We start from the raw sequence: 20,582 nt of genomic DNA, 5'->3' as shown, positions 1-20,582 counted from the left end.
GGGCCTGCCCCTAGAGAGGGGCAGCCGGGTCCCTGCGTGGCGACGGAGTCGACACGAAAGGGCCTGCCCCTAGAGAGGGGCAGCCGGGTCCCTGCGTGGCGACGGAGTCGACACGAAAGGGCCTGCCCCTAGAGTGGGGCAGCCGGGTCCCTGCGTGGCGACGGAGTCGACACGAAAGGGCCTGCCCCAATCTCAGTGGTCGAAGAACACCAGGCTGGAATTGATCAGTTCGGCGATCACTTCGGCGTCGTAGGCGCGGCGGAGCGATTCGCGGAAGGACTCTTTCGACAGTGAGCGTGCCAGCGTCGCCAGCACTTCGAGGTGATCGGAAAAGGAGCTCGCCGGGGTGGCGATGAGCAGAATCACTGTGGCCGGGCCGTCGGCCGCGCCGAAGTCCAGCGCCCTGCCGTACTTCGTGATGCCGACCGCGATGGATGTCTGTGACACGAGCTCGCTGCGGGCGTGCGGCAGGCCGACACCGCCGGGCAGGCCGGTGGCGAGCTGGTGCTCCCGGGCATTGACCTGCTTGAGGAAGCCCTCGAGATCGGAGATTCGTCCGGCAGCATGCATGCGTTCCGCGAGCTGGGCAGTGGCGTCGAGCTTGTCCGTGGCATCCATTTCGAGGATCACCATCTCGGGTGTGGTGAGCTCGGCGTCGTACCGGTCCAGTGGTTCCGCCAAGAGATGTCCCTTCGAAGTGGCGTCAGTGACGCCGGCCGGCAGTCCAATGACTAGCGTTGCAATCCTGCACTGCCGGCCGGCGCTGAGTCTTAGCGCAGGGGCACAATGTCCTCCACGCCCAGCCGTGCGGCGTCGGCGGATTCGTCGTCCGGCTGCTGTTGGCTCAGGCGCTCGGCATCAACCCGGGCCAGATAGTGCTTGATTTCGCCCTCGCGCTGCGCATCACTCCAGCCGAGAACGTCTCCCATTAGTTTAGCGACTACCGGAGCGGCGGACACACCGCGGTCCCACGCTTCAATCGAAATCCGGGTGCGGCGGGTCAGGACGTCCTGGACGTGCCGGGCTCCCTCGTGCGTGGCCGCGTAGACGGCTTCGGCGGCCAGGTAGTCGTCAGCACCCGGCAACGGTTCGGCCAGTTCCGGGCTGTCGGCGATGAGCGCCAGCACCTCCGGTGTCATGGCACCGTAGCGGTTGAGGAGGTGTTCGATCCGGGCAACGTGGACGCCGGTCTCCTCCGCCATCCGGTTCCGCTGGTTCCACGCGGCCTTGAAACCGCTCGCCCCCAGCAACGGGACGGATTCCGTGCAGCTGGCCGGGACGCGCTCGTCCATGCTGCGCGTCGCCTCGTCGACCGCGTCCTTGGCCATGACCCGGTAGGTGGTCCACTTACCGCCCGCCACCACCACGAGACCCGGCACGGGGTGGGCCACCACGTGTTCGCGGGAGAGCTTCGCGGTGGAATCGCTTTCCCCGGCCAGCAGCGGCCGCAGCCCCGCGTAGACGCCCTCGACGTCCTCGCGGGTCAGCGGGCGCTTGAGGACCTTGTTGACGTGCTCGAGCAGGTAGTCGATGTCCTTGCTGGAGGCCGCGGGGTGGGCCTTGTCGAGGTGCCAGTCGGTGTCAGTGGTCCCGATGATCCAGTGCCTGCCCCAGGGGATCACGAAGAGCACGGATTTCTCGGTCCTCAGGATCAGCCCCACCGTGGACTGGATCCGGTCGCGGGGCACCACGAGGTGGATGCCCTTGGACGCCCGCACCTTGAGCTGCCCGCGGTCTGTCACCATGGCCTGGGTCTCGTCCGTCCAGACCCCGGTGGCGTTGATGACCTGCTTGGCGCGGATTTTGAAGCTGGAGCCGTCCTCGTGATTGACCACCTTGGCGCCGACCACGCGCTCGCCCTCGCGTACGAAGTCCACAACCGACATCTGGTTGACCGCGTGGGCGCCGTAGTGCGCCGCGGTCCGCACGAGGTTGGCGACGTACTTGGCGTCGTCGACCTGGCCGTCGTAGTAGCGGATGGATCCGACGAAGGCGTCGTCCTTGAGGCTGGGGGCGGCGCGCAGGGTCCCTCGCCGGGACAGGTGCTTGTGGAAGGGGACGCCGCGGCTGTGTCCGCCGGTGATGGACATCGCGTCGTACAGGGCGATTCCGGCGCCGACATAGGGCCGCTCCAGGAACGGTTTGTGGAGCGGGTACAGGAACGGGACCGGCCGGGCCAGGTGCGGCGCCAGGACGGAGAGAATGAGGCCGCGCTCATGCAGTGCCTCTTTGACCAGGCCGAAGTCGAGCATTTCCAGGTACCGGAGGCCACCGTGGATGAGCTTCGAGGACCGCGACGACGTCCCCGCAGCCCAGTCGTTCGCCTCGACGATGCCCACACTGAGCCCGCGGGTCACGGCGTCGAGGGCGGCGCCGGCACCCACGATGCCTCCGCCCACGATCAGGATGTCGAGCTCTTTGCCGGGGGCGGTGCTGCCCCTGAGCACAGTGATTGAAGCCTCGCGAGCCGCTGGCCCGAGGGCACCTCCGGCCTCGGCAGAACCGCCGGGAAAACTGTTCATGTCACGCCTCCATCCGGATCAAACCTCGTAGGGCACCAGACTACGTCCAAGTTTCCCGGATGGGCAGGGCCCTCAACGGCCCGCGCGCGGTTTCAGTTGCCGGCGTACGGCGAGACGACGACGTCGACGCGCTGGAATTCCTTCAGGTCCGAGTAGCCGGTGGTAGCCATTGAACGGCGCAGCGCGCCGACGAGGTTGGAGGTGCCGTTGGTGTGGTGGCCGGGCCCGAACAGAACCTCTTCGAGCGGCCCGACCGTTCCCACGTTGACCCTGTCGCCGCGGGGCAGTTCGAGGTGGTGGGCTTCCTGGCCCCAGTGCCAGCCCTTGCCGGGGGCTTCGTCGGCGCGGGCCAGGGCGCTGCCCAGCATCACGGCGTCGGCGCCCATGGCGATGGCTTTGACGATGTCGCCGGAGGAGCCCATGCCGCCGTCGGCGATCACATGGACGTAGCGTCCACCGGACTCGTCCATGTAGTCCCGGCGGGCCGCCGCGACATCGGAGATCGCGGAGGCCATGGGCGAGTGGATGCCCAGGGCGCGCCGGGTGGTGGTGGTGGCTCCGCCGCCGAAGCCGACCAGCACGCCGGCGGCGCCGGTGCGCATCAGGTGCAGGGCCGGGGTGTAGCCGGCCGCCCCGCCGACGATCACGGGGACGTCGAGTTCGTAGATGAACTGCTTGAGGTTTAGCGGCTCGTGGTCCTTGGAGACGTGCTCGGCCGAGACAGTGGTCCCGCGGATGACGAAGATGTCGACGCCGGCGGCCACCACGGTCTTGTAGTGTTCCTGCGTACGCTGCGGGGTCAGGGAGCCGGCCACCGTGACGCCGGCGGCGCGGATCTCGGCGAGGCGGGAGGTGATCAGCTCAGGCTGGATCGGCGCCTGGTAGAGCTCCTGCATGCGCCGGGTGACGGCCGGGCTGTTGGTCTCGTCAGCGAGGCCCGCGATTTCGTCCAGTACGGACTGCGGGTTCTCGTACCGGGTCCACAGGCCCTCGAGGTCGAGCACACCGAGTCCGCCGAGGCGGCCCAGGGCGATGACTGTCTCCGGCGACATGGCCGAATCCATCGGCGCCGCGATGACCGGCATGTCGAACTTGTAGGCATCGATCTGCCAGGAGACGGAGACGTCCTTGGGGTCACGGGTGCGCCGGTTGGGGACGATCGCAATGTCATCCAGGGAGTAGGCACGACGCCCACGCTTGCCACGGCCAATCTCAATCTCGTAAGTCACTGCTCTAGGTTATCCCAGCGGACGCGGGGCGCCGCTTCGGCGTACTGTGGCGTCATGCTTTGGCGTAACGGACAGCGGTGGATCTTCGACGGACACATTGCCGGACTCGGCACGGGCTCGGGCCTGCGCGCGGTGGTGGGCCTATGGACGCAGTCCCCGTTCGGGTCCTTCACCGACGCGATGGTCCAGCTGCCCTCCGGCCACCGGATCCTGCTGGCACCGAGCGTCGAGGCCGCCGGCTTCATCAGCGCGGTCTATAACTTCGACGAGACCTGCATCGTGCCCCTGGCATCAGAGCATGGGGCGGGGCAGCTCGCCGTCGACGCCGGGCCGCTGCGGATCCGCGCCCGGCTCGGGTCCCGCACCCGGCTGGGCGCCGTGGCGCGGCTGGTCCCCCGGGCTCTGGCGGTGCATCCGCGCTGGCTGCGTGCGGTCAACCCCATTGCGGGCAGAATCATCCCCGGCGTGCGCACTGCGGGCACGGCCAAGGGCGGCCGGCGGGAATACTACGGGGTCACCGATCTGCACCGCATCGACTCCGCGACCGTCAGCTGGGACGGCGCCGACGCCGGCCCGCTCACCGCCATCCGCCCCGCCGTCAGCTTCGGCTTCAGCAGCGTCCCGCCCGAACCCAGCCTGGCCCGGGTGCGGACGACCATCGAGGGCGCTCCGCTTACTCGCCGCTGACGTTCTCGGTGTCCGGGACGGTGAGCTGGGACTCGAACATCCGGAAGTACCGGCCGCGGCGCGCCACAAGTTCCCTGTGGGTGCCTTGTTCCACGATGCGGCCTTCCTCGAGCATGTAGACCACATCGGCCTTCTCGATCGTGGCCAGGCGGTGGCTGATGGCGATGATGGTGCTGCTGCGGTCAGCGAAGAGCCGCGTGAAGATCCGGTGTTCCGCCAGCGCGTCGATGGCCGACGTCGGCTCGTCCATCACCATGAACGATGCGCCGCGGTAGAAGTTCCGGGCCATCGCCAGCCGCTGCCACTGCCCGCCGGAAAGGCCGGAGCCCTTCCGCCCGCGCGGGTCCTCCATCCAGTTGCTGACGTGGTTGTCCAGGCCGTTGGGCAGTTTGTTGATGAATTCGAGGGCCTCGGCATCCGCGGCGGAGCGCCGGACCCGTCCGTCGTCGCGGGGCGAATCGACGTCGCCGAAGAAGATGTTTTCCGCCGCGGTGGCGAATTCATACTTCAGGAACTCCTGGCTGAGCACCGCCAGGTGCCGGTGCCAGGAGGTGACGTCGACGGCGGCGAGGTCCACGCCGTCGAGCAGCACCTGCCCGGAGTCGGGACGGTACAGCCCGGCCAGGATACGGATCAGGGTGGACTTGCCGGCGCCGTTCTCCCCCACGATCGCGATGTGCTGGCCCTGCCTGATGGTCATCGAAATGCCGCGGATCACCTCCAGTTCGCTGCCGGTGTACGTGAAGCGGATGTCCCGCAGTTCCACCGTCTTCGGCGCCTGCAGCAGCGGCGGCGCGTGGCCGGACGGCACGGGCAGGGCCATGAAGAGCTCGTAGTCCGTGAGGTTCGCCAGGTCCTCATCGATTGAGCTCAGTGAGGAGACGAGGCTGTTGGCGGTCGAGAGGGCGCGGCTGACAATCTGCTGGACATAGAGGAACTGCCCCACCGGCTGGGCCCGGGCGATGATCTGGCCCACCACCCAGATCAACGAGACCACCTCGGCGCCGTACTGCAGGGCATCGGCCGCGAGCTGTTTGGGGATGTAGCGCTTCTGGAAGTCCAGCCGGCGCTTTTCATCGGCGTCCCGCAGGCGGGAGCGCAGGCCCATCAGGTAGCCGACAATCCCGTAAAGCCGCATCTCGGCGATGTGCTGCGGCCGCAGGAGGTTGGTTTCGATCATCCTGCGCTGCCGGCGCGAATCGACCTGGGTGTTCCAGTGCGCGATCTGTTCGCGGGAGAGCTTGAACTGCAGGTAGACGCTGGGGACGATCGCAACCAGGACGATCACGGCGATCCACCAGCTGACCAGCAGCAGCGCGCCGATCGCCAGCAGCACGGAGACCAGCTGGGTGAAAATGGCGGCGATCCGGTCCAGGACGCGGGCGTAGGAGTCGGAGAAACGCTTCGCCCGGTCGTACAGGTCCACGGTCTCTTTGTCGTCGTAGCGCCAGAAGTCCAGGGTCAGGAAGCGCTCGTACATCAGGTCACCGACGATCGCGCCGACCCGGAAACTCATGAGCTGCTGGATGTAGCGGTCCACGCTGCTGAACGATCCCCAGAAGAGCCCGAGTGCCGCGGTGATGATGACGTACACGACGGCCTGCGCGCCGGCGTCGGCGTCGCCCGCGTAGGCGGCGGCCAGCGCCGTGGTGGTCAGGGCGGCGAAGTACGTCGTGACCAGCGGCAGCAGTGCCGAGATCAGCGAGCCCAGGACCTTCATGACGACGGCGGCGGGCGAGGCGCGGAAGCTCACCCGCAGCACTTGTGCCACGGCGCGGGCGTAGGGCTTGAGCGCGAGCTTGCGTTTGGGCGCGCGTGCCGGCAGGAGTTCGGACATGCCTCCAGCCTAGGACACTCCCCCTGCCCAACTAGCTCGCAGCAGGGGGCGTTATGAGCCGCCAAAACGGCCCCTGCTGCGAGCTAGTTGGGTGGGGTCATGCCGCCGGGATTCGGTGCGCCCTTAACCCGGGTGAGCCCGCCGAAACTGTGGTTTCGGCGGGCTCACCCGGGTTAAGGGCGGCGGGTCTTAGCGTGACCCGTAGTTCGGGGCTTCGACCGTCATCTGGATGTCGTGGGGGTGCGACTCCTTGAGCCCGGCCGCGGTGATGCGGACGAACTTGCCGCGCGCCTTCAGCTCCGCCACGGTCGGTGCGCCGGTGTAGAACATGGTCTGGCGGAGCCCGCCGACCAGCTGGTACGCCACCGACGACAGCGGACCGCGGTACGCGACCCGGCCCTCGATGCCTTCCGGGATGAGCTTGTCATCGCCGGAGACGTCGGCCTGGAAGTAGCGGTCCTTGGAGTACGAGGTGTTCTTGCCGCGGGTCTGCATGGCGCCGAGGGAGCCCATGCCGCGGTAGCTCTTGAACTGCTTGCCGTTGACGAAAATCAGGTCGCCCGGGGATTCGTCGCAACCGGCCAGGAGGGAACCGAGCATCACGGTGTCGGCGCCGGCGACGAGCGCCTTGCCGATGTCACCGGAGTACTGCAGGCCGCCGTCGGCGATCAGCGGCACGCCGGCCGGGATGGCGGCCTTCGCCGACTCGTAAATGGCCGTGATCTGCGGGACGCCGACGCCGGCCACCACACGGGTGGTGCAGATGGACCCGGGACCGACGCCGACCTTGATGCCGTCGGCACCGGCGTCGATCAGGGCCTGGGCGCCTTCGCGGGTGGCGGCCTGGCCGCCGATGATGTCCACGTGCGCGGCAACGGGATCGGACTTGAGCCGGCGGATCATTTCCAGCACACCCTGGGAGTGGCCGTTCGCGGTGTCCACGAAGAGGGCATCCACACCGGCGTCGATCAGCGCCATGGCGCGTTCCCAGCCGTCGCCGAAAAAGCCGATCGCCGCGCCGACGCGCAGGCGGCCTTCGTCGTCCTTGGTGGCCAGCGGGTACTGCTCGGCCTTGGTGAAGTCCTTCGTGGTGATCAGGCCCTTGAGCCGGCCCTGCTCGTCAACGAGCGGGAGCTTCTCGATCTTGTTCGTGGCCAGCTTGTGCGAGGCTTCCTCGCGGCTGATGCCGACGTGTCCGGTCACGAGCGGCATCTTGGTCATGACATCGCTGACCAGCCGCAACGGGAAATCGGATTCGGGCACGAAGCGGGTGTCGCGGTTCGTGACGATGCCCAGCAGCCTGTTGCCCTCGTCCACGACCGGCAGGCCGGAAACGCGGTAGCGTGCGCAGATTTCGTCCAGCTCGGCCAGCGTGGCCTCGGGGCCGATGGTCAGGGGGTTGGTGATCATGCCGGATTCGCTGCGCTTGACCCGGTCCACCTGGTCGGCCTGGTCGGCGATGGAGAGGTTGCGGTGCACGACGCCGAGACCGCCCTGGCGGGCCATGGCGATGGCCATCCGGGACTCCGTGACGGTGTCCATCGCGGCGGAGAGCAGCGGGGTCTGGACCGTGATGCGCTTGGAGATCCGGGACGACGTGTCCGCTTCCGAGGGGATCACGTCGGTGTGGCCGGGCAGGAGCAGGACGTCGTCGTACGTCAGGCCGATGAAGCCGAAGGGATCGTGTTCGGGCTGGGTCATGAGTGCGCCTCTTACCTTGGGTTACGGGTTCACGGGTAGGGGTTGCAACAGATGACCAGCCCGTCATTACGGGTCTGGCCTGTGCAGAAGGTCATGCAGAAGGTTCGTGCAGATGATTCGTGCAGAAGTCCTCAATAAATAGTAGAACCTTGGCGGCGATAGCCATATTCCGGGCGGTAATGTCCGGTTTCAATGTGAGCCGCCCCATGCCGGACGGCTCCCCCGTCCGGCCGGGCCTGCTCCCGGCCGGTCGGCGTCGGACTACTTCCAGCCGGTGGCGGCGAGCAGCCGCCGTTCGAACATGGGGATCATGGTCTGGACGTACGTCTTGGTCAGGTGGTTGTCGTCCTTGTAGACGTACACGTTGCCGACCACCGCGGGGCATGTTCCGTTGGCGCAGATGAAATCGCTCATGTCCATGAGGTGCAGCCTGGGCACCTGGCCGCGGTACGCGTCCAGCGGTGAGGACCCCGCGAGCGATTCCTGCTCCGGCACGTTGCACTCCGAGGCATCCGGGCCGTTCTTCTGGACGCACTCGGGCATATTGATGGTGAAGCGGGGGTTGTCGCGGATGCCCACCACGTCCATGCCGGCGTCGGTGAAGGGCTTGATGCCCGCCAGGTACTCAGGCACTTCGGTCTCGAACGGCGCTTCCTTGTGGGTCAGGGACGCAACCGTAAAAACGGCGTCGGGGCGGTGGTCCAGGACGTACTGCGCGCTGGCCCGGTTGAAGGCGTTGCAGTCCGCGTCCCGCTCCGGGGACTCCCCGCCGAAGCGGCAGTTGCCCTTCAGCAGCGTGACAACTTCCCAGCCGTGGCTTTTCGCGATGGGGCCCAGCGCCGCCATGTACTGCTGGGCATGGGAGTCACCGAGCACCACGATCCGTTTGGTGACCTTGTCCGGCTTGTTGTTCTGCAGGCACCCCTGAAGCAGGGGGTCGCTGGGGACGTTGGCGTCCGTGCACGGCCCGTCGATGTCCGCCCACTCGTTCTTCATCGCCGCCGGCGCGGGGATGATCTTGGCTTCCGGCGTGGGCTTGCCGGCGTTTTCCGGTGCCAGGGCGGCCGCGCCGGGAGTCAGTTCCTTGGGCTGGGACGCCGCCTCGGCTTCGTCGGCCAGGAGCTGGCTCTGCCACACGGCGACGGGACCCGCCAGCAGGGCACCACAGGCGGCAATCACGACGGCGGTGCGCCAGGCGCGGCGCTTGGGCCAGTGCCATTCGCGCAGGGGCTTCTCGACGAAGCGGGTGGTGAGCACGGCCAGGACGAGGGACGCGGCAACGATGCACAGCCCCTGGAACAGGTTGGGCGCCGTGATGCCCGCCCCGGCGAGGGCCAGGACCAGCAGCGGCCAGTGCCAGAGGTAGAGCGCATAGGAGTTATCCCCCAGCGCCACCAGGGGTTTCCAGGTCAGGAAGCGGTCAACCCCGAAGCGGCTGCCGCTTTGACCGGCGGTGATGATCGCCGCGGCGGCCAGCGTGGGCCACAGCGCGATGAATCCGGGGAACGAACGGTCCACGGTCAGCAGGAGCCCGCAGGAGAGCATGGCCACGAGGCCGGCCCAGCCGAGCACGACGCGCAGGACCCTGCCCGGTTTCAGGTACGGCAGGGCGAGGGCCAGGAGCGAGCCGAGCGCGAACTCCCAGAGCCGGGCTCCGGTATCGAAGTAGGCGTGGGCCTGGTTCGTTGCGGTCTGCTGGATCGAGTAGGCCAGGGACACCGCGAAGATGGCGCCGAAGGCCGCGGCCAGCAGGGAGCGGTAACGCAGCAGGACGTGGTCCTGGCCGGTCCGGCGGCGGAGCAGGCGGGAAAGAAGTGCGGTGCCGGCAAAGACGAGCGGCCAGAGCACGAACACCTGGCCCTGGATCGAGAGTGACCAGAAGTGCTGGAGCGGGCTCGCGCCCGAATGGTCCTGGGCGTAGTAGTCCACGGCGCTGTCCGCCAGGAGCCAGTTCTGCCGGTACAGCAGGGAGGCCCAGGCCTGTTCAAGGACGTCGGGCCAGCGGCTTTGCGGCAGGATGGCCCAGGTGCCGGCGAGGACGCCGAGAACCACCACGACGACGGCGGGCAGCAGGCGCTTGAGCAGATGCAGCCAGTGGCTGAGCAGCCGCAGCGGCGCGCCGCTTTCGACTTTCCGCGTGAAGCTGAGTGTCATCAGGAAGGCTGAAATGAGGAGGAAGATGTCCACGCCGCCGGAGACCCGGCCCAGCCACACGTGGTACGTGACCACCATGAGGACCGCGAGGGCGCGAAGGCCCTGGACTTCGGGGCGGTAGCTAGTTTTTCGGGTCGCCGGAGAACCTGCATCCGCCCGTGGCGGGGTGACGGTGGTTCGCTCGTTCGACACAAAGATCCCTTCAGGCCGGTTTCCAAAACATCAATGTTACCGAAACGTAATTTTCTTTGCCAATCACACGGGCCCGGCGGTGTCCTTCACACGCCTGGCCGGCGGCGCACCCAGGGGGGCGGCGGCGCCGTCGGCCGCGGGGCGGAAGCTAGGCTGGTAGGAGTCTGAGGAGGCCGCCACGTGATCGTGCAGGTGCGCATTTGTGTTCCGGGTGAATTATCCGGAGTTGTTCTCGAAAGTTGTACGAACCACGTCGGCGTCTCGGAAGTGGCGCTCGCGAAGGCCTCTTCCGTCACGCCGCCCGGGGACGTCATCGAGGTACTGCTGGCCCGGGAGTCCGTGGAGGGGCTCGTGGAGAAGCTGCACGCCCTCGATGTCCAGCAACGGGGATCGATTACGGTCATCGCACCGGACCTTGTGCTCTCGGACCGCGCCGACAGGGCGGAGGCGGAGGCTCCAGGTGAGGGCGCGGACGCCGTGATCTGGGACGAGGTGTCGCGGCAGACCGGCGAGGATTCGCGCCTGACGTGGAGTTTCCTGGCGTTCCTGGTCCTGGCGACCCAGCTGGCGGCCATCGGCATCGTGACGGACTCCACCATTGCGATCGTCGGCGCCATGGCCGTGGGCCCGGAGTTCGGCCCGCTGGCTGCCCTGGCCGTGGCCCTGGTCCGGCGCCAGCGGCGGCTCGGACGTGACGCGGCGCTGGCCCTCGGCGTCGGTTTTCCCGTCGCGATGCTGGCCGCCGCGCTGACAGCGTGGCTCTCCGTGCCACTCGGGCTGTTCCCCGCGGACGCGCTGGACCACGGTTCGGCAGTTGAATTCATCTACCACCCCGGCCCCTATTCCCTGATCGTCGCCGTCCTCGCCGGAACAGCCGGGATGCTGTCGGTCATCAGCCGGCGCTCGGCGGCGCTGATCGGGGTGTTCATCTCCGTCACGACGGTGCCGGCAGCCGGTTTCGTGGCCGTGGCACTGGTCCTGGGCGAGTACCAGAAGGCAGCCGGCTCCGCCCTGCAGCTGTTCCTGAACCTAGTCGGAATCGTGGTGGCCGCCGTCGGGGTCCTGCTGTTCTACCGGCTGGTGACCAGGCGGCTGGCACCGGACACCGCCCGCCAGCTGCGGCGCAGGGCGGACCGCTCCCAGCACTGACGCACGGGCGCCGCAGGTGCCCGCAACGGCCGGCAGTCCTGGGGACTACGGCCGGCAGGCCCGGGGACCGTGGAGCTTAGGGGCCCCATCCGGTCGCGGCGAGGAGCCTCTCGCTGAACATGGGGGCCATGCTGGCCGCATAGCTCCGGCTGAGGTGGTTGTCGTCCAGGTAGACGTAGGTGTTGCCGACCGCGCCCGGGCATTCCGTGCCATTGCAGATCAGGTCAGTCATGTCAACGAACGCGACGCCCGGCACCTTGCCATCCAGCGCGGCCAAGGGATTCGTTGCCGCAAGCATGCCCTGCTCGCGCGGCCTGCAGTCCGGCGCGTCGGCACCCTTCGTCGCTACGCACTCTGCCATGTTGAAGGTAAAACGCGGATTGTCCCGGAGGGCCACGACCTTGATGCCCTCGTCCGTCCAAGACTTCGCGGTGGCTTCGAAGCCCGGGATCACGGTCTCCTGTGGCGACGACGGCGCCGCCTCAGTGCCCACGATGATAATGGCGTCCGGCGGGTTGTTCTTCACTTCGGATGCGACGGCCGCATTGAAATTGTCGCAATCCGCCGAGACGTGCTGCGGCGCGATGTTGGGCTTGCAGGCACCCTTGAGCATGGCGTAGAGCCGCCAGCCCTTCTCATCGCTGAGGGGAGCAATCGAGCCCAGCCATTGCTGTGCGTGGGAATCCCCGATCACGAGGACCTTTTTCGCTCCGGTGTCGGATTGATTGTTCTGGAAGCAGTCCTTCTGAAGGACCGGGTCCTGTGGCTGCAGGTCACCGGAGCACGAGTTAGGGAGGCTGGCCCAGTCCTGCGGCAGCGTCTGCGGGGTGGGGAGCAGGACGGCGTTGGCGTCGGCCTGGTCCACAAAGCCCGGCGTCAGCGCCAGGGCGCCCGGGTTGTTCTTCGGGGCTTGGGCCAGGACTGCTTCGCTTTCGAGGTGTTGCTGGATCTGAATCCCCGCCAGCGGCACGGCGGCGGTGACCACGGCCACGGCGATGGCAACGAGGGCGCGGCGCCGCCGCACCTCCGGCCACTGCCACTCACGCCAGGGCTTCTCAATGAAGCGGGTGGTGAGGTAGGCGAGCACCAGGGAAACAGTGACGATGACGGCGCCTGTGATCAGACCCGCTTTTTCCCTGTGCATCACGGCAAGGGAGATGACCAGAACCGGCCAGTGCCACAGGTACAGGGCATACGAAATGTCGCCCAGCCGGACCAAGGGCTTCGAACTCAGGATCCGGTCGACGCCCAGCTTGCTGCCCGACTGCCCGGCTGCGATGACACAGGCGGCCGCCAGGGTGGGCCAGAGCGCCACAAACCCGGGAAAGGAAGCCTGGACGTTGAGCAGGAGGCCGCAGCTGAGCATGGCCACAATGCCCAGCCAGCCAAGCCCGATCCGCCAGCCCCGCGGAAGCCGCAGGGCAGGAAGGGCCAAAGCCACGAGCGTGCCCAGGGCAAACTCCCACAGCCGGGCCCAGGTGTCGAAGTACGCCTCCGTTTGGCTCGCCTGGGTGAAGACGATCGAGTAGAGCAGCGAAACAAGGAAGATCACGGCGAAGACGTAGGACAGCAGCACACGGTAGCGGAGCCTGAAGCGCTTGGCGACGAACGCGGCCCCCACAAAAATGAGCGGCCACAGGATAAAGACCTGGCCCTGGATCGAAAGGGACCAGAAATGCTGGAAGGGACTGGCCTGGCTGTGATCCGCGGCGTAGTAGTTTGTCGCCTGGGTCTGCAGGAGCCAGTTCTCGGCATAGCCCAGGGAGGCCCAGCCCTGGTTGATGATTTCCATCCACCGGGTCCGGGGCAGGAAGAGGACAGTTGCGGCAAGGATGGCCACCAGGACGGTGACGGCGGCAGGGACGAGGCGCCGGAAAAGGTGCAGCCAGTGTTTGATGAGGGCCATGGACCGGCCCTGCTCGTACCGGCCCACGAACTGCAGCGTCATAAGGAAGGCCGAGATCAGCAGGAAGACGTCCACGCCGCCGGAAACCCGGCCCAGCCAGATGTGATAGGTCATGACCATCAGCACAGCGAGGGACCGGAGTCCCTGGATTTCGGGCCTGAAGGTGGATTTTCGGCCAGACTTGGCTGCGGGATCGTGCCCCGTCGCGGCAATGTGCCGGGCAGGCCGGGGCAAGGTTCCTTGCTGTGTCATAGAACTACCCCTCAACCAGATAACCAAAGCCTCCATGTTACCAAACCGTAATTTTGATGGCCAATCGTCACGGCGGCCACTGAACCCCATTGAGGCATGCCAACGTGGGAGTTTCCAGTGAACCCGGGACGCTGGAGCGGCACCTGACGGGTTAACTCTGCCAGAATCACGGCAACTTGCGGCCACGAACACGGCAGGACGGCAGCAGAGACTCGACAGAAAAAGGGACGGCCCGGCAGATGCCGGACCGTCCCCCCTGCGGGCAGAGCCTAGTGCTTGTGCCCTGCGTGCTCGTCTTCGTCAGCCGGCTTCTCCACCACGAGGGTTTCCGTGGTGAGGACCAGTGCCGCGATGGAGGCCGCGTTGCGCAGAGCCGCACGCGTCACCTTCACGGGGTCGATCACGCCGGCGGCGATCAGGTCTTCGTATTCGCCGGACTTGGCGTTGAAGCCCTGGTTCACGGCGGATTCGGCGACCTTGGCAGCCACGACATAGCCGTCGAAGCCGGCGTTCTGGGCGATCCAGCGCAGCGGCTGGACCAGGGCGCGGCGGACGATGCCGACGGCCGCAGCCGCGTCACCTTCGAGGGCCTGGACGGCCGCGTCCTCGTCGAGCGCCTTCAGCGCGTGGATGAGGGCGGAGCCGCCGCCGGCCACGATGCCTTCTTCGAGGGCAGCGCGGGTGGAGGACACGGCGTCCTCGATGCGGTGCTTCTTTTCCTTCAGCTCAACCTCGGTGGCGGCGCCGACCTTGATCACGCCGATGCCGCCGGCCAGCTTGGCCAGGCGTTCCTGCAGCTTTTCCTTGTCCCAGTCCGAATCGGTGCGGGTCAGCTCGGCGCGCAGCTGGGCAACACGGGCGGCGACGTCCTCGGCCGAACCGGCGCCGTCGACGATCGTGGTGTTGTCCTTGGTGATCGTGATGCGGCGTGCGGTGCCGAGCACCTCGAGGCCAACGGTGTCCAGGCTCAGGCCCAGCTCCGCGGAGACAACCTGCGCACCGGTGAGGGTCGCGATGTCCTGCAGCATGGCCTTGCGGCGGTCACCGAAGCCCGGCGCCTTGACGGCGACGACGTTCAGCGTGCCGCGGATGCGGTTGACGATCAGCGTGGACAGGGCCTCGCCCTCGACGTCTTCGGCGATGATGAAGAGCGGCTTGGAGCTCTGCAGCGCCTTTTCCAGCAGCGGCAGGAAATCCTGCACTGAGGAGATCTTGCCCTGGTTGATCAGGATCAGGGCGTCCTCGAGGACGGCCTCCTGGCGTTCCGCGTCGGTGACGAAGTACGGGGACAGGTAGCCCTTGTCGAACTGCATGCCCTCGGTCAGTACCAGCTCGGTCTGCGTGGTGGAGGACTCCTCGATGGTGATCACACCATCCTTGCCGACCTTGCCGAACGCCTCGGCCAGCAGCTCGCCGACCTCGTCGCTCTGGGCGGAGATTGCGGCAACGTTGGCAACCTGCGTGCCTTCAACCGGGCGGGCGTTCTCCAGCAGACGGGCGGCGACGGCCTCGACCGAAACCTCGATGCCGCGCTTGATTTCGCCAGGCGCGGCGCCTGCCGCTACGTTGCGCAGGCCTTCCTTGACCAGGGCCTGGGCCAGGACGGTGGCGGTGGTGGTGCCGTCGCCGGCAACATCGTTGGTCTTGGTGGCGACCTCCTTGGCAAGCTGCGCGCCAAGGTTCTCGTAGGGGTCATCCAGCTCGATTTCACGGGCGATGGTCACACCATCGTTGGTGATCGTGGGGGCGCCCCACTTCTTGTCCAGTACGACGTTGCGGCCGCGCGGACCCAGCGTGACCTTGACGGTGTTGGCGAGCTTATCGATGCCGGCTTCAAGCGACCGGCGGGCAGCGTCGTTAAACGCAAGCTGCTTTGCCATGGTTTTGTCCTTTCAAGACAGAACCCCGCGCAACTGATCCATTCAATGCGAAAGGATCGGCTGCGCGGGGGTCCAAGAGAGTTACTTTACGACGATCGCCAGAACGTCGCGGGCGGAGAGCACGAGGTACTCGGTGCCGCCGGTCTTGACTTCGGTTCCACCGTACTTGGAGTAGATGACGACGTCGCCAACGGCAACGTCAACGGGAACGCGGTTGCCGTTGTCATCGAAGCGGCCGGGGCCTACTGCAACAACTTCGCCTTCCTGCGGCTTCTCCTGCGCGGAGTCCGGGATAACCAGGCCGGAAGCCGTGGTCTGCTCGGCTTCGAGCGGGCGGACAACAATACGATCCTCAAGAGGCTTAATAGAGACCGACACTCGGACCTCTCCTTTTCGTCAGCAAATTCGTGGACTATGAAGCGGTGATGCCAAGGCGCACAGACCGTCGTCGCGGTGCCGGCAGCGTGCCTGGCGGAACGCGCTTCATGTGTTAGCACCCTCCTAGGGAGAGTGCTAATGACGACTCTATGTAAATGGTTAGCACTCGGTCAAGGCGAGTGCCAGAAATTCGTTCCGGGTGAACATTTCCCCTTAGGGGACATGCCCATTTTTCGCTGCGGCCGGAGGACACTTGGGCGTCATGCTCTGTACCCGTGCTGAGCGATGGACATACCCAACGGGTGCGGGCTGCCCGGGAGGACATGCCCATTTTTTGTTGCGGCCAGAGGACACTTGGGCGTCATGCTCTGTGCCCGCGCTGAGCGATGGACATACCCAACGGGTGCGGGCTGCCAGGGAGGACATGTCCATCCGTGGCGCAGGAGGCTGGGCATGTCCCCTGGCCCGTGGCCGTTGGCCGTTTGGCGGTGCGGTGCGCGCCCACCAGCGGCGTCTATTCGCGCGCCTACTCGATGGCTACTGGTCTGCGAGGTCGTCGAAGTCCACGTCCTCGCCGTCGTCTTCGTCCGTGTTCTGGCCTTCGTCATTCCGGTGCCGGAACGACAGCACGGCGCCGGCGGCGGCCAGCAGAATGCCGGCGACGAGGAAGATGATGCCGCCGAGCCGGGCCGCGGTATAGGTCTCGCGGATGGCCCGGGCCTCGTCCGTGGCGTCCTGGACGTTCTTGCCGCCGACGGAATACACGGTGGCGTTGAAGGAATCGAGGAAGAAGATAATCACCAAAAGTGCGACGGACACGACGGCGATCACCGCGCCGGCGATCAGCGCCGGTTTTGCGTAGCGGGCAAGTCCCTGCGGCCGCCGGCGCTCCTGCCTGGCGTCGTCGTCGCCGGCCGTGTCCTGCCCGGCCGTGTCCGCTGAGATGCTGTCGCCTGTGCCGCTGTCTTCCATGCCATCAAGCCTAGCCCCCGCCGTCCGGTCACAACGCGCCCGCGGACCTCAACTACGCTGGATGCCATGACTGACGCACCGCAGGAATATATTGCCCCGATCCTCACCCCCGAGGGCTGGGAGCTGCTGGCGTCGTTGGGCCCGTACCGCGAGGACGAGGCCTTCCGCCTCACGGCGTCGCTGCGCAAGGCCGGCCACTCCCCCGAGCTGGTCTCGGCCGTGCTCACCCAGTCCCGGCTGCGGACCAAGGCCGAGGCGAAGTTCGGCGAATTCGCCCGGCAGATGATTTTCACGAAGGCCGGTCTGGAGCAGGCCACCCGGCTCACGGTGGCGGCACGGCACGCGCAGCGGTTCGCGGAGGCCGGGATCGGCCACGTCGCGGATCTCGGCTGCGGGCTCGGGGCGGACTCCATGGCCCTGGCCTCCCTGGACCTGGTGGTCACCGCCGTGGAAATGGACGAGGCCACGGCCGCCTGCGCCACGATGAACCTGATCCCGTTCCGCAACGCCACGGTGGTCCATTCCGATGCAACGTCGGTATCCCTCGAGGGGATCGACGGCGTCTGGCTCGACCCAGCCCGGCGCACGACGTCCACTTCGGGAACCAAGCGGATCTGGGATCCGGAGGATTTCTCCCCGCCGCTGTCCTTCGTGGAGTCACTCGCCGGCACCGGTCGCGCCGTCGGCGTGAAGATGGGCCCCGGCATGCCGCACGATTCCGTGCCGGCCGGCTGCGAGGCGCAGTGGGTCTCTGTGGGCGGGGACGTGACCGAGGTGGCCCTGTGGTTCAACGCAGTGCGGCGTCCGGGGGTGCGGCGCGCGGCCCTCGTGCTCGGCCCCCTTGGTTCCGCTGAGCTCACCAGCGGCGAGGACTTCGGCGCCGGCCCGGTGGCGCCCGTTGGGCCCGTGGAGGGGTACCTGTATGAGCCCGACGGCGCGGTGATCCGCGCCGGCCTGGTGGCCGACGTCGCGCTCCAGCTGGGCGGGCACCTCGTGGACGAGCACATCGCCTACGTCTGCGCCCCGGAGCTGCATGACACCCCGTTCGCCAAGGCGTACAGGGTCCTGGAGGTGATGCCGTTCAACGTCAAGGCACTCAAGGCGTGGGTCAAGGATCAAGGCATCGGGGTCCTGGACATCAAGAAGCGCGGTATGGCTGTCACGCCCGAAGAGCTGCGCAAGCAACTCCTGCCCGGCGGCAGCGCAAAGCACAAGGACAAGAAATCCGCCACCCTGGTCCTCACCAGGATCGGCGAGGACCGGGTGGCCGTCTCGGTGGAGCCGGTCTAGCCCCGCCAGCGGGATCCCACCGGCCGAGTGCCCCGCGGCGCCGTGCCCCGCCGCCGCCGGATGTCAGCGAAGCGGCCGGTCAACTGGGCTGTCGGGCTACTGGGCCCGCGTGAACTCCTCGGCTGCCCGGATTTGCTCGTCGGTCGGCCGGACGCCGGTGTACAGCACGAACTGCTCGAGCGCCTGGATCGTGGCGACCTCGGCTCCGGTGATCACGGTCTTGCCGGCCGCGCGGCCGGCCTTGATCAGCGGTGTCTCGGCCGGGAGCGCGACGACGTCGAACACCACTTTGGCGGCATCGATGGCCTCCTGCGGGAAGGGCAGCGAGGCGGCGTCCGGGCCGCCGGCCATCCCGATGGGGGTGACGTTGATTAGCATGTCCGCCGTGCCGGTACCGGAGTCCGCAGAGCCCAGGTCCGCGCGCCAGGCGAAGCCGTACTGTTCGGCCAGGGCGCGGCCGGAGCCCTCGTTGCGGGCCACGACGGTCACGTCCTTGAACCCGGCATCCCGGAGCGCGGCCACGGTGGCCTTGGCCATGCCGCCGGAGCCCAGGACCAGCACCGAGTAGTCCGTGGGGACTGCATTGCTCTGCAAGAGCTGCTCGATTGCGGTGTAGTCGGTGTTGTACGCCGTGAGCCGGCCGCCGTCGTTGACGATGGTGTTGACCGAGTCGATGGCCTTCGCCGACGGGTCCATGACGTCAACGAGGGCGATCACGTCCTCCTTGTAAGGCATGGACACCGCGCAGCCGCGGATGCCGAGGCCGCGCACCCCGGCGATCGCCTGGGCGAGGTCGGTTGGGGCAAAGGCCTTGTAGATCCAGTTCAGGCCCAGCTGTTCGTACAGGTGGTTGTGGAAGCGCGTCCCATTGTTGCTGGGCCGGGCCGAGAGCGAGATACACAGGGTCATGTCTTTGTTCAGAATGGGCACAGCTCCATTAAACGCCAGGATCGCTCCGGCCACCCGCAGCCCAACGCGCAACCGCGCGCGCCGTCGCTGACCAGCGACGTTGTGAATACACTCACGCAGCAGCGGCAACTTTGACACCGTCCCGGGGCCGCCCCTGCACTAGACTTGGACCACCCGTAGCCCTGCCGGCCCCCGGCCGGCGCACTGGTGTGTGGGAAATTGCACGTGACACCGCCGGTGCCATGTCCAGAGGCATGTCCGAGGATGTTCGCCAGCGCATTTCCCCACCAGGACCACGGCCAGCGACAGCAGAACAGTGAAGGGACCACATGAAGATCGAGTTCGCTTCATCCAGGCAGTCGACTCTTGGCGTGGAATGGGAGCTGGCGCTCGTCGACGCCGAGACCGGTGAGCTGGCCTCCGTGGCGAACCAGGTGCTGCGCGGCGTCGCTGCCCGGCATCCCGAACTCAATGAGGACGACGAGCACCCGCACATCAAGCAGGAGCTGCTGCTGAACACCGTGGAGCTCGTCACCGGCATCTGCACCACCGTCGCGGAGGCCAAGGCGGACCTGAGCAGCTCGCTCGCGGCTGTCCGGGACGTGACCGATCCGATGGGTGTGGAGATCTTTTGCGCCGGGAGCCACCCCTTCAGCCCGCCCCAGCTGCAGCCCGTCACGGACAAGGAACGCTACGCCAAGCTCATTGACCGGACCCAGTGGTGGGGCCGGCAGATGGTCATTTACGGCGTCCATGTGCACGTCGGACTGGACAGCCGGGACAAGGTCCTTCCGGTGCTGGACGGCCTGGTCAATTACTTCCCGCACTTCCAGGCGCTCTCCGCGTCCAGCCCGTTTTGGGGCGGCGAGGACACCGGATACGCCTCGCACCGCGCCCTCATGTTCCAGCAGCTGCCCACCGCCGGGCTGCCGTTCCAGTTCGCCAGCTGGGAGGACTACGAGTCCTACGTCCAGGACATGTTCACCACCGGTGTGATTGACACGCTCTCCGAGATCCGGTGGGACATCCGCCCCGTTCCGGCGCTTGGCACCATCGAGATGCGCATTTGCGACGGCCTGGCGACCCTCGAGGACGTTGGGGCGATCGCGGCGCTGACGCAGTGCCTTGTCGACGAATTTTCCACCACGCTGGAAAACGGCGGCACCATTCCCACGATGCCCCCGTGGCATGTGCAGGAAAACAAGTGGCGCGCGGCCCGGTATGGCCTGGACGCGATCATCATCCTCGACGCCGACGGCAACGAGCAGCTCGTAACAGAGCACCTGCGCGAGACGCTCAAGCGGCTTGAGCCGGTGGCGGCGAAGCTGGGCTGCAGCGCCGAACTGGCCGACGTCGAGAAGATCATCGAGCGCGGCGCCGGCTACCAGCGGCAGCGCCGGGTCGCCGCCGAGCACGGCGGGGACCTGCGCGCCGTCGTCCTGGACCTGGTCAAGCAGATGCGCCAGGGCCCGGACGCCTAGCTCCGGCGGCAGCCGCCACGCAGGCGGCCGAAGCCCCCCGGGC

At 67.2% G+C, this 20,582-nt stretch carries 15 protein-coding genes; 4 read left to right on the top strand and 11 right to left on the bottom strand.

The window, feature by feature from the left end; genetic code table 11:
- Positions 1-192: 192 nt before the first annotated feature.
- The 3 genes from AC1DFR_RS06875 to AC1DFR_RS06865 form a co-directional block, all read right to left on the bottom strand.
- On the bottom strand, positions 193-681 hold the full coding sequence (locus tag AC1DFR_RS06875) for a PTS sugar transporter subunit IIA (RefSeq protein ID WP_028275739.1): 489 nt from the start codon (positions 679-681) through the stop codon (positions 193-195).
- Positions 682-770: 89 nt separating this feature from the next.
- Positions 771-2,522 carry a glycerol-3-phosphate dehydrogenase/oxidase gene (locus tag AC1DFR_RS06870; RefSeq protein WP_028275740.1) on the bottom strand — a complete coding sequence of 584 codons (1,752 nt, stop codon included), beginning with the start codon at positions 2,520-2,522 and terminating at the stop codon, positions 771-773.
- Positions 2,523-2,614: 92 nt separating this feature from the next.
- Positions 2,615-3,751 carry a GuaB3 family IMP dehydrogenase-related protein gene (locus AC1DFR_RS06865; RefSeq protein WP_230007196.1) on the bottom strand — a complete coding sequence of 379 codons (1,137 nt, stop codon included), beginning with the start codon at positions 3,749-3,751 and terminating at the stop codon, positions 2,615-2,617.
- A 54-nt stretch (positions 3,752-3,805) separates the two neighbouring features.
- On the opposite strand from AC1DFR_RS06865, the gene AC1DFR_RS06860 reads away from it, so the two are divergent.
- A complete protein-coding gene (locus tag AC1DFR_RS06860; RefSeq protein ID WP_230007195.1) occupies positions 3,806-4,438 on the top strand; it encodes a hypothetical protein in 633 nt (210 codons plus the stop codon).
- On the opposite strand, the gene AC1DFR_RS06855 is transcribed toward AC1DFR_RS06860, so the two are convergent.
- The 3 genes from AC1DFR_RS06855 to AC1DFR_RS06845 form a co-directional block, all read right to left on the bottom strand.
- Positions 4,425-6,275, bottom strand: coding sequence for an ABC transporter ATP-binding protein (locus tag AC1DFR_RS06855; protein ID WP_476873028.1), 1,851 nt, complete (start codon positions 6,273-6,275; stop codon positions 4,425-4,427). The genes AC1DFR_RS06860 and AC1DFR_RS06855 overlap by 14 nt on opposite strands.
- A 189-nt stretch (positions 6,276-6,464) precedes the next feature.
- On the bottom strand, positions 6,465-7,976 hold the full coding sequence (guaB, locus tag AC1DFR_RS06850) for an IMP dehydrogenase (RefSeq protein WP_018773740.1): 1,512 nt from the start codon (positions 7,974-7,976) through the stop codon (positions 6,465-6,467).
- Between the two features lie 261 nt (positions 7,977-8,237).
- Positions 8,238-10,322: an acyltransferase family protein gene (locus AC1DFR_RS06845; RefSeq protein WP_476873027.1), complete on the bottom strand. Its 2,085-nt coding sequence runs from the start codon at positions 10,320-10,322 to the stop codon at positions 8,238-8,240.
- A 267-nt stretch (positions 10,323-10,589) separates the two neighbouring features.
- Between AC1DFR_RS06845 and AC1DFR_RS06840 the strand changes: the two genes are divergently transcribed.
- Complete coding sequence (locus AC1DFR_RS06840) at positions 10,590-11,471, top strand: DUF389 domain-containing protein (protein WP_459385362.1); 882 nt, start codon at positions 10,590-10,592, stop codon at positions 11,469-11,471.
- Between the two features lie 76 nt (positions 11,472-11,547).
- On the opposite strand, the gene AC1DFR_RS06835 is transcribed toward AC1DFR_RS06840, so the two are convergent.
- The 4 genes from AC1DFR_RS06835 to AC1DFR_RS06820 form a co-directional block, all read right to left on the bottom strand.
- On the bottom strand, positions 11,548-13,629 hold the full coding sequence (locus AC1DFR_RS06835; protein ID WP_476873026.1) for an acyltransferase family protein: 2,082 nt from the start codon (positions 13,627-13,629) through the stop codon (positions 11,548-11,550).
- Between the two features lie 269 nt (positions 13,630-13,898).
- Positions 13,899-15,509 carry a chaperonin GroEL gene (gene groL / locus AC1DFR_RS06830; RefSeq protein WP_018773736.1) on the bottom strand — a complete coding sequence of 537 codons (1,611 nt, stop codon included), beginning with the start codon at positions 15,507-15,509 and terminating at the stop codon, positions 13,899-13,901.
- Positions 15,510-15,590: 81 nt separating this feature from the next.
- A complete protein-coding gene (gene groES, locus AC1DFR_RS06825; protein WP_028275747.1) occupies positions 15,591-15,887 on the bottom strand; it encodes a co-chaperone GroES in 297 nt (98 codons plus the stop codon).
- A 537-nt stretch (positions 15,888-16,424) separates the two neighbouring features.
- Positions 16,425-16,859, bottom strand: a complete 435-nt coding sequence (locus AC1DFR_RS06820; RefSeq protein ID WP_476873025.1) for a hypothetical protein — start codon at positions 16,857-16,859, stop codon at positions 16,425-16,427.
- Between the two features lie 66 nt (positions 16,860-16,925).
- On the opposite strand from AC1DFR_RS06820, the gene AC1DFR_RS06815 reads away from it, so the two are divergent.
- Positions 16,926-18,149: a class I SAM-dependent methyltransferase gene (locus tag AC1DFR_RS06815; RefSeq protein ID WP_476873024.1), complete on the top strand. Its 1,224-nt coding sequence runs from the start codon at positions 16,926-16,928 to the stop codon at positions 18,147-18,149.
- 96 nt (positions 18,150-18,245) lie between these two features.
- Here AC1DFR_RS06815 and AC1DFR_RS06810 read toward each other — a convergent pair whose 3' ends face one another.
- Entirely contained in the window at positions 18,246-19,079 is an 834-nt protein-coding gene (locus AC1DFR_RS06810) for a shikimate 5-dehydrogenase (protein ID WP_476850297.1), read from the bottom strand.
- Between the two features lie 308 nt (positions 19,080-19,387).
- Between AC1DFR_RS06810 and AC1DFR_RS06805 the strand changes: the two genes are divergently transcribed.
- On the top strand, positions 19,388-20,539 hold the full coding sequence (locus AC1DFR_RS06805; RefSeq protein ID WP_476873023.1) for a glutamate--cysteine ligase: 1,152 nt from the start codon (positions 19,388-19,390) through the stop codon (positions 20,537-20,539).
- Positions 20,540-20,582 lie beyond the last annotated feature (43 nt).

Source organism: Arthrobacter sp. 05T410 (assembly GCF_056396505.1).
Note: the sequence above shows the minus strand (reverse complement) of the source record. Positions and strands in the feature narration are given on the sequence as shown.

Coding starts and splice junctions, on each gene's coding strand:
- AC1DFR_RS06835 (WP_476873026.1), bottom strand. CDS start 13,629: ATGACACAGCAAGGAACCTTGCCCCGGCCTGCCCGGCACATTGCCGCG.
- AC1DFR_RS06815 (WP_476873024.1), top strand. CDS start 16,926: ATGACTGACGCACCGCAGGAATATATTGCCCCGATCCTCACCCCCGAG.
- AC1DFR_RS06860 (WP_230007195.1), top strand. CDS start 3,806: ATGCTTTGGCGTAACGGACAGCGGTGGATCTTCGACGGACACATTGCC.
- groL (WP_018773736.1), bottom strand. CDS start 15,509: ATGGCAAAGCAGCTTGCGTTTAACGACGCTGCCCGCCGGTCGCTTGAA.
- AC1DFR_RS06820 (WP_476873025.1), bottom strand. CDS start 16,859: ATGGAAGACAGCGGCACAGGCGACAGCATCTCAGCGGACACGGCCGGG.
- AC1DFR_RS06805 (WP_476873023.1), top strand. CDS start 19,388: ATGAAGATCGAGTTCGCTTCATCCAGGCAGTCGACTCTTGGCGTGGAA.
- AC1DFR_RS06870 (WP_028275740.1), bottom strand. CDS start 2,522: ATGAACAGTTTTCCCGGCGGTTCTGCCGAGGCCGGAGGTGCCCTCGGG.
- AC1DFR_RS06855 (WP_476873028.1), bottom strand. CDS start 6,275: ATGTCCGAACTCCTGCCGGCACGCGCGCCCAAACGCAAGCTCGCGCTC.
- guaB (WP_018773740.1), bottom strand. CDS start 7,976: ATGACCCAGCCCGAACACGATCCCTTCGGCTTCATCGGCCTGACGTAC.